10 protein-coding genes and 1 pseudogene are annotated in these 14,125 nt (G+C 72.2%); 2 read left to right on the plus strand and 9 right to left on the minus strand.

The window, feature by feature from the left end; genetic code table 11:
• Positions 1–27: 27 nt before the first annotated feature.
• Positions 28–920: pseudogene (locus ACGFWE_RS07285) on the minus strand (arginase family protein).
• 59 nt (positions 921–979) lie between these two features.
• Here ACGFWE_RS07285 and ACGFWE_RS07290 point away from each other — a divergent pair.
• Complete coding sequence (locus ACGFWE_RS07290) at positions 980–1,327, plus strand: DUF6204 family protein (protein WP_393598501.1); 348 nt, start codon at positions 980–982, stop codon at positions 1,325–1,327.
• On the opposite strand, the gene ACGFWE_RS07295 is transcribed toward ACGFWE_RS07290, so the two are convergent.
• From ACGFWE_RS07295 to ACGFWE_RS07315, 5 genes are read right to left on the minus strand one after another with little or no spacing between them, the layout of a single operon-like run.
• A complete protein-coding gene (locus ACGFWE_RS07295) occupies positions 1,299–1,874 on the minus strand; it encodes a GNAT family N-acetyltransferase (RefSeq protein ID WP_393598503.1) in 576 nt (191 codons plus the stop codon). The two genes, ACGFWE_RS07290 and ACGFWE_RS07295, sit on opposite strands and share 29 nt — an antisense overlap.
• 20 nt (positions 1,875–1,894) lie before the next feature.
• Positions 1,895–2,818: an LD-carboxypeptidase gene (locus ACGFWE_RS07300; RefSeq protein ID WP_393598505.1), complete on the minus strand. Its 924-nt coding sequence runs from the start codon at positions 2,816–2,818 to the stop codon at positions 1,895–1,897.
• Positions 2,815–4,764 carry an LpqB family beta-propeller domain-containing protein gene (locus tag ACGFWE_RS07305; protein ID WP_393598507.1) on the minus strand — a complete coding sequence of 650 codons (1,950 nt, stop codon included), beginning with the start codon at positions 4,762–4,764 and terminating at the stop codon, positions 2,815–2,817. Before ACGFWE_RS07305 ends, ACGFWE_RS07300 begins: the two co-directional genes overlap by 4 nt.
• Before the next feature lie 16 nt (positions 4,765–4,780).
• On the minus strand, positions 4,781–6,085 hold the full coding sequence (locus ACGFWE_RS07310; RefSeq protein WP_393598509.1) for a M20/M25/M40 family metallo-hydrolase: 1,305 nt from the start codon (positions 6,083–6,085) through the stop codon (positions 4,781–4,783).
• Entirely contained in the window at positions 6,078–6,911 is an 834-nt protein-coding gene (locus ACGFWE_RS07315) for a M55 family metallopeptidase (protein WP_393598511.1), read from the minus strand. The genes ACGFWE_RS07310 and ACGFWE_RS07315 overlap by 8 nt, the downstream gene beginning before the upstream one ends.
• Before the next feature lie 146 nt (positions 6,912–7,057).
• Here ACGFWE_RS07315 and ACGFWE_RS07320 point away from each other — a divergent pair, with 146 nt between their 5' ends.
• Positions 7,058–8,173 (plus strand): acyltransferase family protein, encoded by a 1,116-nt coding sequence (locus ACGFWE_RS07320; RefSeq protein ID WP_393598513.1) that lies wholly within the window; start codon positions 7,058–7,060, stop codon positions 8,171–8,173.
• 21 nt (positions 8,174–8,194) lie between these two features.
• Here ACGFWE_RS07320 and ACGFWE_RS07325 read toward each other — a convergent pair whose 3' ends face one another.
• From ACGFWE_RS07325 to ACGFWE_RS07335, 3 genes are all read right to left on the minus strand, one after another.
• Positions 8,195–8,920, minus strand: a complete 726-nt coding sequence (locus tag ACGFWE_RS07325) for a class I SAM-dependent methyltransferase (RefSeq protein WP_393598515.1) — start codon at positions 8,918–8,920, stop codon at positions 8,195–8,197.
• 139 nt (positions 8,921–9,059) lie between these two features.
• Positions 9,060–11,516: a SpoIIE family protein phosphatase gene (locus ACGFWE_RS07330; RefSeq protein WP_393598517.1), complete on the minus strand. Its 2,457-nt coding sequence runs from the start codon at positions 11,514–11,516 to the stop codon at positions 9,060–9,062.
• A 132-nt stretch (positions 11,517–11,648) separates the two neighbouring features.
• Complete coding sequence (locus ACGFWE_RS07335) at positions 11,649–14,000, minus strand: MFS transporter (RefSeq protein ID WP_393598519.1); 2,352 nt, start codon at positions 13,998–14,000, stop codon at positions 11,649–11,651.
• Positions 14,001–14,125: the final 125 nt, after the last annotated feature.

Genomic DNA, 14,125 nt, shown 5'->3' on the forward strand with positions numbered 1-14,125 from the left:
GTCGGCCAGGGGAGCTGCCGGTCAGGATTACGCAAAGGCGTCCACGACGATGTCGGTCAGCAGCGCGCCCGCGGTGCCCTCGGGGTCCAGGTCGGGGTCGTAGATGGTGATGTTGAGGCCGACGCAGGAGGGGGAGGCGAGCAACGGCCGCAGCAGTGCGACGAGTTCGGCGGGCAGGAGCCCCTCCGGGTCGGGCTGTCGACGGCGGGCATGACGGACGGGTCGAGGCAGTCGGCGTCCAGGTGCACCCAGAAGCCGTCGATCCAGGGGGTCTCGAAGGCCTGGGCGGTGGCCCGGGCCAGGGCGTCCGCGCCCCACTCCCGGAGGTCGCCGACGGTCACGACCGGGATCTTCAGGGCGGCGAGTTCGGCCCGGTCCTCCTCGAACGCGTCGCGAATTCCGAAGAACCGCACGTCCTCGTCGCGCAGATAGGGCTTCAGCCCCTCCAGGTCCGTCAGGTCCTCCTGCCCGCGCCCGGTACCCAGCGCGACCTCCTCGCCGCCCGCCGCGCCGATCCGGTCGGAGTTGCCGGGGTGCCGGAAGTCCGGGGAGGCGTCGACCGCGGCCAGTCCGTAGCGTCCGATGCGGCGCAGGGCGAGGGAGGCGCCGAGCTGGATGGAGCAGTCGCCGCCGAGGACGACGGGGAAGTCCCCGGCGCGCACATGGCGCTCGATGCGGTCGGCCAGTCTCACGGTGTACGCGGCGATCGCGGGGGCGTTGAAGACGCCGTCGCCCTCCTGCCAGTCCCCGCGGTCGTAGCGCGACGGCACCACCACCCCGCCCTCCAGGGCGTTCAATCGCTGCACGATCCGCTGCTCCCGAAGGGCGCCTGCGAGCTTGTAGCAGCCGGGCACGGTGCCGTGGGCGGGCGGACGCAGGCCGAGGTTGGAGGGGGCGTCCAGCACGACGATATTCCGCATGCGGATCATCCTCGCCGACGTACAGTCGACCGTCCACGGAGATACGCGAGGGAGCGGCAGTGAGTGAGCAGCACACCTACCGGGTGATCGTCCGCGGCACGTGGGAGGGGCTCACCGACGAGGCCCGCGCCCGGCTGCTCGCCGAGGCGGCGGACCATGGCATGGCGAGCATGCGGTTCTCCGAGGAGGGCTCGCTGTCGTACGAGCCGGTGCCGCTGAAGCACTTCTCGATGCGCTACGTGGTGGTGTCGGACGCGGCGGACGGCGAGGAGATGGCGGGCGCGATCGCCGAGGACCGTGCGGAGACGGCACTCCGGGGACTCGGCTACGGCTTCCGCGACCTGAGGTCGACGGTCACGGACCTCGACACCATGAAGATCAACCGGAAGCCCGCATCTCGGCGGTGATCGCCCAGCGCTCGTGGTCCCGCCAGTCCCCGTCGATGTAGATCATCTTCGGGGAGAACCCTTCGAGCCGGAAGCCGCAGCTGCGGGCGAGGGCGAGGGAGGCGGTGTTGCGGGGCTGGGCGTTGATCTCCAGGCGGTGCAGCCGCATCGGCCCGAAGGCGTGGTCGACCACGAGGTCCAGCCCCTCGCGCATCAGCCCGCGCCCGGCGGCGTGCGCGAAGGCGCCGTAGCCGAGGGCCCCGCACCGGAAGCCGCCTTCGACGATGTTGTTGATGTTGATGAACCCGGCGAGGGCCCCGTCGCCCCGCTCACCGTTCTTCTCGCCGTCCTTCTGGCAGACCAGGAACCCCGCCTTGGAAGGGTCCTCGATCAGCCGGCCGGCATACGCGCGGTACGCGCTCTCGCTGTCCGGCGGGAACAGCCACGGCTGGTGCAGTTCCTTGCTCTCCCGAGCCCGCGCCGTGAACTCGGCGGCGTCCTCGTAGGTGAAGGGACGAATGCCCACGCGGGGGCCTTCGGCGAGGTGGCGGGGTGCGGTGTGCGGCATCCCGCCACCCTACGACGCCGTCAGCTCAGGGCCGGTTCGTCGAGGGTCAGGGTGCCCGCGTCGGCGTCGAGTTCGGCGGACACCCCGAACGGGATCGTCAGCGCCCCCTCGCAGTGCCCGAACCCGAACTCCTCGACGACGGGCACGCCGAGGCCGCCCAGCCGGTCGAGGAGCAGCGCCCGCACCCTCTCGTACGGATCGCACCTCTCCCACGACCCGAGGAGCACCCCGCGCACCCCGTCGAGCCGGTCCGCGCGCAGGAGTTGGGTGAGGTAGCGGTCGAGGCGGTACGTCTCCTCGCCGGCGTCCTCCAGGCAGAGCAGCCCGCCGCGCGCACCGGCCCTGGCGTGCGCGGAGCCCAGTTCGGAGGCGAGCAGGCACAGACAGCCGCCCAGGGTGACCCCGCGGGCCCGGCCGGGGACGAGGGCCGTGCCGCCTGAGGCGATTGTGCGGACCGTCTCCGGCGCGAACAACGTGGACTTCAGATGCTCCTGGGCCCGCGCGTTCTTGATGAAGTCGATGCCGGCGGCCATCGGACCGTACAGCGTGACCAGGCCGAGCCGGGCGGCGAACGCTTCGTGCAGCGCGGTGACATCGCTGAACCCGACGAGCACCTTCGGACCGGCCGCGCGCAGGGCGTTCCAGTCGAGCAGGTCGACCATGCGCATCACGCCGTATCCGCCGCGGGCGCACAGCACGGCGTCCACGGAGGGGTCGCACCAGGCGTTCTGGAGATCGGCCGCCCGGTCGGCGTCCGTGCCCGCCAGGTAGGTGAACTCACCGTGCCGGTCGAGGACATGGGGGGCCACGACCGGGTCCAGGTCCCAGCCGCGCAATACGTCCAGTCCGGCGAGGAGTCGCTCCTCCGGCACCGGTCCGCTGGGGGCGACGACGGCCACGCGGGCTCCGGGCGCGAGCCTGGACGGTCGTACGAGTTCCTTCACTTGCTGAGCTCCAATGTCGGGACGCCGGGCGGGTTCAACCCGAACACCTGAGCGTAGAGGGAGAGTTCGGCTTCCAGGGCGCGGATCATCGTGTCGGCACGGCGGAACCCGTGGCCCTCCCCCTCGAAGGCGAGGTATGCGTGTGGCACCTGTCGGCCGGCCATCCGGGCGAGGAACCGCTCGCACTGCGCGGGCGGGCAGATCACGTCGTCCAGGCCCTGGAGCAGCAGGAAGGGCGCGGTGACCCGGTCCGCGTGCTCGACGGGCGAGCGTTCCGCGTACCGTCCGGGGACCTCGGCGAGCGGTCCGACCAGGCTCTCCAGGTACTGGGACTCGAAGTCGTGGGTCTCCCCCGTGCCCCAGCCGGCCAGGTCGAGGATCGGGTAGGCGATCGTGCCGCAGGCGTAGACGTCCGTCGTGGTGAGCGAGGCGGCCGCGGTCCAGCCGCCGGCGCTGCCGCCGCGGACGGCCAGCCGGTCGCGGTCGGCGGTGCCCTCGTCGGCGAGGGCGAGCGCGACGGCCGCGCAGTCCTCGACGTCGACCACGCCCCACTGCTCGCGCAGCCGGTTGCGGTACTCGCGTCCGTAGCCGGTCGAGCCGCCGTAGTTGACCTCGGCGACGCCGATCCCGCGCGAGGTGAAGTAGGCGATGGAGAGGTCGAGCACGAGGGGTGCGTGGCCGGTCGGTCCGCCGTGCGCCCAGACGACGTACGGCGGCAGTTCGTCGCCCGGCGCCCGGTACCCGGGGTGGTGCGGCGGGTACACGTGGGCGTGGATGTCCCGGCCGTCCGGTCCGGTGAAGACGCGGATCAGGGGCTCGGGGTAGTACGCGGGGTCGACCGGGTCGTCGTGCTCGGCGCCGATCACCCGGGCCCGGCCCGTGCGCGTGTCCAGCTCGACGACCTCGTGGGCGGTGCGGGGGCTGGCGCCGACGGCGACGACCCGTTCGCCGTGCACCGCGAGGGTGGGCGCGAACTCGGTCCAGGGGCCCGCCGCGTCGACGAGTTCGCCGGTCTCGGGGTCCAGGATGCCGAGGGCGGTCGAGCCGGTGCCGTGCACGACGGCGATCAGTCCGCTGTCCAGCGGGGCGAACCAGCGGTGGCCGAGCTTCCAGAGGGCTCCGCCGAACTCCTCCTCGCGCGGGCAGAGTTGCTCTCCGTCACGGTAGAGGTTCCACCAGCCGGTGCGGTCGCTCGCGTACAGCAGACGGCCGTCGGGCGACCAGTCGGCCTGGGCGATGGACTCCTCGGGGCCGCCGGCCACCGTGCGGGGCTCCCGGAGTGTGCCGCCCAGGACCTCGGCGACGACCAGTTCCGTGCCGTCCCAGGGCATGCGCGGGTGGTCCCAGGCGAGCCAGGCCGCGCGCGTGCCGTCGGGAGAGATACGCGGGCCGGTGACGAACCGGTGGCGGTCGTCGGTGAGTTCACGCACCGCGTCACGGTCCCGCGCGGCCGAGCCGTCGAGTGGTACGGCGGCGAGGACCCGGCGGACGTCGGTGGGCCCGTCCCCGGTGAACTCCTCCAGGACGCACCACACTTCGCCGAGGGCGAGCCTCAACTGCGGCTCCGCCCAGCGCAGTCCGCCGCCCACCGGGGAGACGGGTGTGAGCGGGACCGGCTCGCCGCCGATCTCGTACCGGTACAGCCGCTGGTCGGCGAAGTGCACGAACACCACGAGCGGCGCGCCGTCGACCACCGCACCGGCCCAGGGGTGGCCGCCGTACTCGATGACCCGGCTGCGCACGTTCCACGGCGCGGGCAGCACCGGCTCCTCGGTCCCGTCGGCGCGTCTGCGCACCAGGGTGCGGCGGCCGCCCTCGGCGGGCCGGGGCTCGGTCCACCACACCTCGTCCCCGACGAAGCCCAGCCATTCGGGGTGCCCGTCGTGCGCGGCCGCGAGCGCCGCGTCGATGGGCGAGGGCCAGGAACCGTATGGCGACGTCTGCACGTTCTCCCCCACTCGCTCAGGCCGTTCGCAGGAAGCGGTCGAGTACCCGCACGCCGAAGTGGAGTGCTTCGACGGGGACGCGCTCGTCGACCCCGTGGAACAGGGCCTGGTAGTCGAAGCCCTCCGGGAGCTTCAGGGGCGCGAACCCGTACCCGGTGATACCCAGCCGGGAGAACTGCTTGGCGTCCGTGCCGCCGGACATGCAGTACGGCACCACATGCCCCTCGGGCGCGAACTCCTCGACGGCGGTACGCATCCGGGAGTACGTCGGCGAATCGACCGGCGCCTGGAGGGCGACCTCGCGATGGCTGAACTCCCAGTCCACGTCGGGGCCGGTGAGCAGGTCCAGGGTCGCACGGAACTCGTCCTCACCGCCGGGCAGATAGCGGCCGTCGACGTAGGCCACCGCCTCCCCCGGGATCACGTTGAGCTTGTAACCGGCCTCCAGCATGGTCGGGTTGGCGCTGTTGCGGACGGTCGCCTCGACCAGCTGGGCGGCGGGGCCCAGCTTCTCCAGCAGCCGGTCCACGTCGGTGAGGTCGGTCTCGATGCCGTAGAGCGCGGCGAGTTCGGCGAGGGCCGCGCGGACGGTCGGGGTGAGCCGCAGCGGCCACTCGTGCTCGCCGATGCGGGTCACGGCGGCGGCGAGGCGGGTGACCGCGTTCTCCTTGTTGACCTTGGAGCCGTGTCCGGCGCGGCCGCGCGCGGTGAGCTTGAGCCAGCCGGTGCCGCGCTCCCCCGCCGCGATGGGGTAGATCTGCCGCCCGGCGCCGTCGTGGAAGGTGAACGCCCCCGACTCGCTGACCCCCTCCGTGCAGCCTTCGAAGAGCTCGGGGTGCTCGTCGGCGAGGAACCCGGAGCCGTCCTCGGCACTGGCCTCCTCGTCGGCGGTGAACGCGATCACGAGGTCCCGCCGGGGCCGTACGCCCTGCCGGGCCCAGGCCCGCACCACGGCCAGGATCATCGCGTCCATGTTCTTCATGTCGACCGCCCCGCGCCCCCAGACGACCCCGTCGCGGACCTCCCCGGAGAAGGGGTGCACGCTCCAGTCCGCGGCCTCGGCGGGCACCACGTCCAGATGACCGTGGACGAGCAGCGCGTCCGCCGACGGGTCGGTGCCCTCGATGCGGGCGACGACGTTCGTACGGCCCTTGGTGCGCTCCAGCATCAGGGGCTGAAGGCCCGCCCCGGCCAGCTGCTCGGCCGCGTACTCGGCGGCGGGGCGCTCCTGGCAGTCGCCGCCGCCCCGGTTGGTGGTGTCGATGCGGATGAGGTCGGAGGTGAACCGGACGACCTCGTCCAGTGCCTGCTGGTCAGCCATACTGCTCCTCCACGGCGGCCGAGACGATGGTGGTGACCGCCTTGAACGTGCGGATTCCCGCGTACATGGTCTCGCTGGTGTACGCCACCTTCCGCTCCCCGATCCGCCGCACGCCCGGCACCACGGTGGCGGCCATGGCGAGGTGCTCGGCGTCGAACTCGACGGCGATCGTGAACGGGCCTGCCTGCACGGGCTCCTGACGGACCGCCAGCTGGGCCGCCTCCTTGGCCGCGGACCTGATGTCGGCGGCGGTGCGGGCCGGTGTGCGGCACACGGCGGCATAGCGCGAGACGTGGTCCTTGACGGCGACCTTCAGCGCCTCGGGGGCGTAGCCGAGGGCGTCCTCGCAGGCCACGTCGTCCCCGGTGACGAGGACGACGGGCACGCCGTACTCCGCCACCACATGGGCGTTGAGATACCCCTCGCTCGCGGGCACGTCGTTCAGCCAGACCCCGGTGATGGAGTTGGCGAGGTACGTGTGGGCGAGGACGCCCTCCTGGCCGGCGCCCGCGTGGTAGCCGAGGAACGCGATGCCGTCGACGTCACCGTGCTGGACGCCCTCGACCATGGAGAGGTCCTTGTGCCGCCCGGTGAGCATCTGCGCCCGCTCGTCGAGCCGCTCCAGGAGCAGGTTGCGCATGGTCCAGTGGGCCTCGTTGACGAGCACCTCGTCGGCGCCTCCGTCGAAGAAGCCCAGCACGGCGGCGTTCACGTCCGAGGTGAACATCGACCGGCACCGCTCCCACTGCGGTGTGCCCGGCAGCACGTCGGCCGGCCAGGTCACGCCGGTGGCGCCCTCCATGTCGGCGCTGATCAGGATCTTCATGGTCCGCCACGTTACGCGTCGCGGAGGTTTGCGTCGCCCGCGAGGGGTGAGCCGATCCGAATGGCGCTCACCCCTGCCGCACAGGCAACTCCCAGGAGACGCGTATCCTCCCTCGCGGGTTCCACAGGAGACGGTCGAGGAGAAGAGTGAGCGACACCGCACAGCCGGTCCGGCCGGCACGGCCCACGACGGCGACCGCCGCGCCGGGAAGCGCGCCCGGACGTCCGAAGCAGCGCGACGCGTTCTTCGACAACGCCAAGTACCTGGCGATCGTGCTGGTGGCCATGGGACACGCCTGGGAGCCGCTGCGCTCCGGCAGCCGTACCGTCACCGCGCTGTACACGCTCGTCTACGCCTTCCACATGCCGGCGTTCATCATCGTCTCGGGCTACTTCTCCCGCTCCTTCGACGCGAGCCCGGCGAAGATCAAGCGGCTGGTCACCGGGGTCGTCGTCCCCTACGTCGTGTTCGAGACGGCGTACACCTATTTCACCCGGTGGTCCGACGGCGTCCCGGACCGTGCGATCAGTCTGCTGGACCCGCTGTACCTGACGTGGTTCCTCGCCGCCCTGTTCATCTGGCGGCTGACCACCCCGATCTGGCGCGTCGTGCGGTGGCCGCTGCCGATCGCCCTCACCATCGCCGCGCTCGCCACGCTCAGCCCGTCCATCGGCCACGACCTCGACCTCCAGCGCACCCTGCAGTTCCTGCCGTACTTCGTGCTCGGCCTGTGTCTGCGCCCGGAGCACTTCTCGCTGGTACGCCGGTGGCGGGTGCGGCTGCTCGCGGTTCCGGTCTTCGCCGGCGCGGCGGTGTTCTCGTACTGGGCGGTCCCGCGCATGGACTACGCCTGGTTCTTCCACCGCGACGCCGCCGATCACTTCGGCGTGCCGGCCTGGTACGGACCGCCGATGACGCTGGCGCTCTTCGCCTGCTCGCTCGTCCTGGTCGCCTGCTTCCTGTCCTGGGTGCCGGGGCGCAGCATGTGGTTCACGACGCTGGGCGCGGGCACGCTCTACGGCTATCTGCTGCACGGTTTCGTCGTGCAGGCCGGCAACCACGTCGACTGGGCCGGTCACCGGTGGGCGCACACCCCGCTCGGCGAGATCGCCGTCACGCTGGTGGCCGGTGCGGTGGTGACCGCGCTGTGCACCGCGCCCGTGCGGCGCCTCTTCCGGTGTGTGATGGAACCGCGGATGGAGTGGGCGTTCCGGAAGACCCCGCCCGACACGGTCCGGGTGCCCTCTCAGGGGCACCGCTAGGCCGGCCGGCGCGCAGGGCGCTCAGGCGGTGCGGCCCACCGCCCACCACTTCGACGGCAGTTCGATCCGGGTGCCGTCGGAGCGGTACTCGGTGGTGATGAGCGGCAGTTCACCGCTCGCCACGATCGTCAGCCCGGCCGCCCCGAGGTACACGGGCACCGCCTCGTCGGCGACCTCTCCCGGTGCGATGCCGTGCGCGAAGACGGGTGCCAGCTTGGCGGGCGGTCCGTCGGGGCTCTGCGCCAGGCCCACCAGGACGGCCTTGGCGGCCTCGGAGAGCTCGACGAGGAAGGCCCGGCCGCGCTCCCCGACGAGCGTGGCGATCCCGTCGACCAGCTGCTGCCGGTCCTCGGGCGCGGCCTGGTGCAGCACGCCCCGCATGTAGACGTTGACGTCGCCGAGTTCGGCGTGCAGGTTCTCCGGCTCGCTCTTGTCGGAGGCGTCCAGCAGCCGGTACGTCACCTGTCCCTCGGGGTCGGCGTCGCGGGCGCGGTCGAGGGCGGCGACGGCCAGGTCGACGCCGATGACCTGGGTGAAGTGGGCGGCGAGGAAACGGCTCTGGGTGCCGTTCCCGCAGCCCAGGTCCACGAGGGGCAGTCCCGGATCGACCAGGAGCGGCTCGAAGTGGGCGAGGTGGACTCCGGCGGTCAACACCGGTTCCGCGTCCCAGAACACGGCCCCCTGCCGTCCCGGGGCCTCCCGCCAGAAGCCCTCCCAGGACTCCCGGTATTGACCAGTCACGCTCATGCCCCAACTCCCCAGGATGTGCCACAAACCCGTCACACTTGACGGGCCAGTACGGTGTATCGCGCCGGACTCACTCGGACAAGCGCACGGCGCATTCCTTCACTGCCAGTTCGAGAGACACGCCCCCTGTGGGGACCGCTCAGCGGCGCGGCAGGGTCAGTTCGAACCAGACGGTCTTCCCGGCCTTCGTACGGCTCGCCCCCCACTCCCGGGCCAGTGTGCTGACCACCCTGAGTCCTCGTCCCCGCTCATCGGCGGGTCCCGCGCTCAGCAGGTTCGGCAGCTCGTGGTCGTCGTCGTCCACCTCGCACAGCAAGGTGTCCTCCCGCACGAGCCGCAGTTCGACAGGCCGGCTGTGCGAGTGCCGTACGGCGTTGGTGACCAGCTCGCTCACCATGAGCTCCGCGCTGTCGGCCAGCTTCGCGAGGCCCCAGTCGTGAAGCTGTTCCCGCACCACCGCACGGGCCCGCCCCACCTCGGCCGGATCGAGCAGGATCCGCCACTCGGCCACGTCGTCCGGCTCGATGCCGCCCAGCCGGACCATGAGCAGCGCCACGTCGTCCTTGCGCCCCCCGCGCGGGTTGAGCGCGCGGATGATCGCGTCGCAGGCGTCGTCCATGGACGCGGCCGGGTGCGCGGCGGACTCGGTGAGCGTCGCGAGCCCCACTCCTATGTCCTCGCCCCGCACCTCCACCAGCCCGTCGGTGCACATCAGCAGCCGGTCTCCGGGCTCCACGCGCACGCGTACCGCCTCGAACGGCACCCCGCCGACGCCGATGGGTGCGCCGGTGGGCAGGTCGAGCAGCTCGCTGCGCCCGTCCGCGGCCCGCACGATCACCGGCGGGATGTGGCCCGCGTTGGCGAGGTGGAGTTCGCTGGCGATCGGGTCGTAGACGGCGTAGAGACAGGTCGCGAGGTAGGTGTCGCCGAGGCGCTGGGCGAGGTCGTCGAGGTTGCGCAGCAGCTGGGCCGGCGGCAGGTCGAGCGCGGCCATGGTCTGTACGGCCGTGCGCAACTGGCCCATCATGGCGGCCGAGTTGAGCCCGTGTCCCATGACGTCGCCGACGACCAGGGCCGTGCGCGCGCCGGGCAGTTTCACGGAGTCGAACCAGTCGCCGCCGACGCGCCCGAGGAGCGTGCCCGGCAGATAGCGGGTGGCGATGTCACAGCCCGCCATGCGCGGCGGGATGTGCGGCAGCATGCTGTCCTGGAGGGTCTCGGCGACGGACTCCTGGAAGGTGTACATGCGCGCGTTGTCGAGCACGAGGCCCGCGCGGGCGGCGAGTTCGGCGCCGGTGACGCGGTCCATGTCGTTGAACTCGACGCGCTCGGGGTGCCGTAGCAGGATCATGAACCCGAGGACCACATTGCGGGCCTTCAGCGGGACGACGAGCATGGAGCGGCCGGTGATCAGCGGCCTGATGTCCCGCTTCTCGAACTGCGAGGCGATCGCGTGCCCCATCTGTTCGCTGATGCGAGGCACGAGGACGGGCTCACCGGTGGTCATGCACTGGAAGAACGGGGTGTGCGCGGGGAACGGCATGGCCTCGCCGACCGGCACCACGTCGTCCCAGCGGCCGGGTTCGTCGGTGTGCTCCAGGGCCACCCGGTGCCACATGGTGGTGGTGTCTGGCACACCGTCGGGGAAGCCCTCGCCGGCGACGACCTGTTCACGCAGATAGGTGCCGGCGACGTCGGTGAAGCGGGGCACGACGGCCCTGCTGACCTCGACGATGGTCCGCGACAGGTCGAGGGAGGTGCCGATCTTCCCGCTGACCTCGTTGAGGAACTCCAGCCTCTCGCGCACGGCGACGTACTCGAGGTCCTCGCCCTCGTCCGGTTCGCCCTGCGGCACGGGCAGGCCCTGTGCGGCCGCCCGGGCCGCCCGCTCGCGGCGGGCCCTGCGCTCGGCGCGCCGGGGCACACCCCAGTCGGGAGTGACGGGCACCCGGTCGTTCTGGCTGAACTCCAGGACCGGATAGCCCAGTTCGAGGATCTGCGCGACGATGCGGGCGCTTTCACCGACGCTCATGCTGGGCAGGATCTCGGGGAGCCGGTGGGCGAGTTCGTCGGCGCCCGGGAGGTCGGTGTGCAGGGCGAAGGCGGGCGCGATCCGCTCGACGGCCGCTCCCTGCTCGTCCGGGTCGGGATCCCGGCGGAGTCCGCCCGCGTCGGCGGCCAGCACCAGCAGACGCTCCCGGCCGGGGCCGACCAGCGGGTAGGCCCACCACAGGACGTCGACGCGGTCCGCGCCGGGCACGGTGAGACGGGCGCGGCCGGCGGCCGGATAGGACAGGCCGCCGTCGAGCGAGGACTCCAGGCCGGGTCCGAGTCCGTCGTAGGCGGCGTACATGCCGTAGTCCTGCTCGGGGAGGGCTCCGGAGACGGGCAGCAGGTCGGCCGCGGCACGGCCGATGGCCTCTTCCTTGCCGGCGCCGAACAGCCGGCTCGCGCCCCGGCTCCAATGGGAGACCAGACCGTCGCGGTCCACCACGATCACGGCCAGCGGGACACGTCCGGCGGCGGCGGGTCCGTCCGCCACGCCGTTCCCAGCTCCGCGGCTGGGAGGTACGCCCCTCTCGGTGCCACGGTCCATGGCCCAGGCCCTCTCTCCGCAAGATCTGTGCCGGCTGCTCCACCGTACGGCGCCGGGCCGTCAGGGTGTGCGGCAACACGGGAATTGGGACGGACCGGCTCACCCCGGCGCGCGCCCCGCGCTGACGCTCCGTCAGTCCTCGTGCCCCAGCTGGAGATCCCGCTCCGTGCGGCCCCCTCCGGCCACCTGGAGGACGGTGGCGACCGGCGGGTAACCGGCGGCGATGACGGTGTACTCGCCGCCGGACAGGTCGCCGAAGCGGAAGGTGCCGTCGGGGCCGGTCGTGAGGGTGTCCACCACATTGCCGGCGACGTCCAGGAGTGTCACTCGCGCGTCCTCGACGGACCGTCCGCCACCGGCCCGCACGGTGCCGCGCAGCACGGCGCCGCCGGCGAGTTCGACGTCCAGACGGGTGTCGCGGGAGGCCCGGACGGTGGCGGGGAGCGCGACGGGGCGGAACGCGGGCGCGCCGGCGGCGAGGGTGTACTCCCCCGCGACCAGTTCGGTGATGACGTAGACGCCGTCATGTCCGCTGCGGGTGGTGGCCACGACCTGTCCGTGCGCGTCGGTGAGGGTGACGGTGGCGTCCCGCACGGGTGTGCCGTCGGTGAGCACGCGGCCGGTGAGCCGTCCGGCGCCGCCGAGGACGATGTCCAGTTCGAGGGGGCGCGCGCCGATCATGACGGAGACGGCCTGCGGCTGGTGGCCGCTCGCGGCGGCGATGAGGACGTACGACCCCGCTCCGGGCGTCGACAGCGCGAACCGCCCGTCCTCGCCGCTGCTGCCGCGCCCGATCTGCGCTCCGGCCATGTCGATCAGGGTGAGAGCGGCCCGGGGGACGGCGGTCCCGTCGGTGTGCCGCACGGTGCCGCACACGGGAGCCCCCGCGGTGCGTGCCGGGCGGGCGTGCGGGACGGGGGCGGTGTCCGTGTCGACGGTGGGGTGGGTCACCAGCGGTTTCTCCTTGAGGAAGAAGGCGATGAGCAGACCGAGGACGAGCACCGGCACGAGGTAGAGGAAGATCCTCGGCATGGCGTCGGCGTAGGCCCCGATGTAGCCGTCGCGCAGCGCGGGGGGCAGGGCGTGGACGAGCTGCGGGGTGATGGACTCGGGGTCGGGCAGCCCCTGCGCGGTGGGGAGCCGGTGTCGCAGCGAGTCCGCGAGCCGGTCGGCGAAGAGGGTGCCGAAGATCGCCGCTCCGACGCTGCCGCCGATCTGCCGAAAGTAGTTGTTGGCGCTGGTGGCGGTGCCGAGGTCGGCCGGGCGGACGGAGTTCTGCACGGCGAGGATCAGCACCGGCATCACCATGCCGATCCCGGTGCCGAGGACGGCCATCCAGACGCTGTAGTGCAGCCGGGGTGTGTCGACCTCGAGCCGGGACAGCAGCCACATGCCGACGGCGGCGAGGGCGCTGCCGAGGATCGGCCAGATCCGGTAGTGCCCGGTGTGGCTGATGAGCTGTCCGGCGACGACGGAGGCGCCGACGATGCCCGCCATCATGGGCAGCATCAGCAGGCCGGACTCGGTGGCGCTCGCCCCGTCGACCATCTGGAGGAAGGTCGGCAGATAGCTGGCGGCCCCGAAGAGCGCGACCCCGATCACCAGACCCACCAGGCCGGTGACGGTGAAGACGGAGTCCCTGAACAGCCGCAGCGGGATGAGGGGTTCGGCGGCGAAGTGCTCGGCGACCAGGAACAGGGCGGTGGCGGCCGCCGCTCCGGCCCCGAGGCCGAGGATCACCCGCGAGTCCCAGGGGTACTCGGTGCCGCCCCAACTGGTCAGCAGCACCAGGCAGGTGGACGCCGCGGCGAGCAGCAGCGCGCCGAGAACGTCGAACCGGGGCCGCACTTTCGGCTTCGGCAGCTTCAGCACGGCGGTGACGACGGCCAGGGTGAGCAGTCCGAAGGGCACGTTGATGTAGAAGCACCACCGCCAGGAGAGGTGGTCGGTGAAGTAGCCGCCGAGCAGCGGGCCCGCGACGGAGGCGAGTCCGAAGGCGGCGCCGATCAGGCCCATGAAGCGGCCGCGCTGCCGGGGCGGCACGATGTCGGCGATGATCGCCTGCACCCCGATCATGAGGCCGCCCGCGCCGACGCCCTGGACCGCGCGGAAGGCGATCAACTGGTCCATGGTCGCGGCCCGTCCGGCGAGCGCGGAGCCGGCGACGAAGACGAGGATCGCGAACTGGAAGACGCCCTTGCGGCCCAGCTGGTCGCCGAGCTTGCCGTAGACCGGCAGTCCGATGGTGGCGGTGAGCAGGTAGGCGGTGATCGCCCAGGACATCCGGTCCAGGCCGTGCAGTTCACCGACGATCCTCGGGAGCGCGGTGGCGACGATCATCTGCTCCAGCGCGGCGAGCAGCAGCGCGAGCATCAGCCCGAAGAAGACGAACCGCACCCGCCGCGGGCCGAGTTCGACGGCCGGGGCGGGGGCCTGCGGTGGCGCTTCGACCCGTTCCCCGTGCGTCGCAGTGGTCACGCCCACGTCCCGCTCCCCTCGTCGCGCCTGCCACGCATTTCCCGCATAAGGCGACAACTACGAGCAAGCGCGACGAGTTACGGCAGGCCGGTGGGCCGTACGGAGATCCACTCGATCCGGTGACCGAGGGC

The organism is Streptomyces sp. NPDC048523 (assembly GCF_043199815.1).
GTDB lineage: Bacteria > Actinomycetota > Actinomycetes > Streptomycetales > Streptomycetaceae > Streptomyces.

Coding starts and splice junctions, on each gene's coding strand:
- ACGFWE_RS07295 (WP_393598503.1), bottom strand. CDS start 1,874: ATGCCGCACACCGCACCCCGCCACCTCGCCGAAGGCCCCCGCGTGGGC.
- ACGFWE_RS07310 (WP_393598509.1), bottom strand. CDS start 6,085: ATGGCTGACCAGCAGGCACTGGACGAGGTCGTCCGGTTCACCTCCGAC.
- ACGFWE_RS07315 (WP_393598511.1), bottom strand. CDS start 6,911: ATGAAGATCCTGATCAGCGCCGACATGGAGGGCGCCACCGGCGTGACC.
- ACGFWE_RS07325 (WP_393598515.1), bottom strand. CDS start 8,920: ATGAGCGTGACTGGTCAATACCGGGAGTCCTGGGAGGGCTTCTGGCGG.
- ACGFWE_RS07330 (WP_393598517.1), bottom strand. CDS start 11,516: ATGGACCGTGGCACCGAGAGGGGCGTACCTCCCAGCCGCGGAGCTGGG.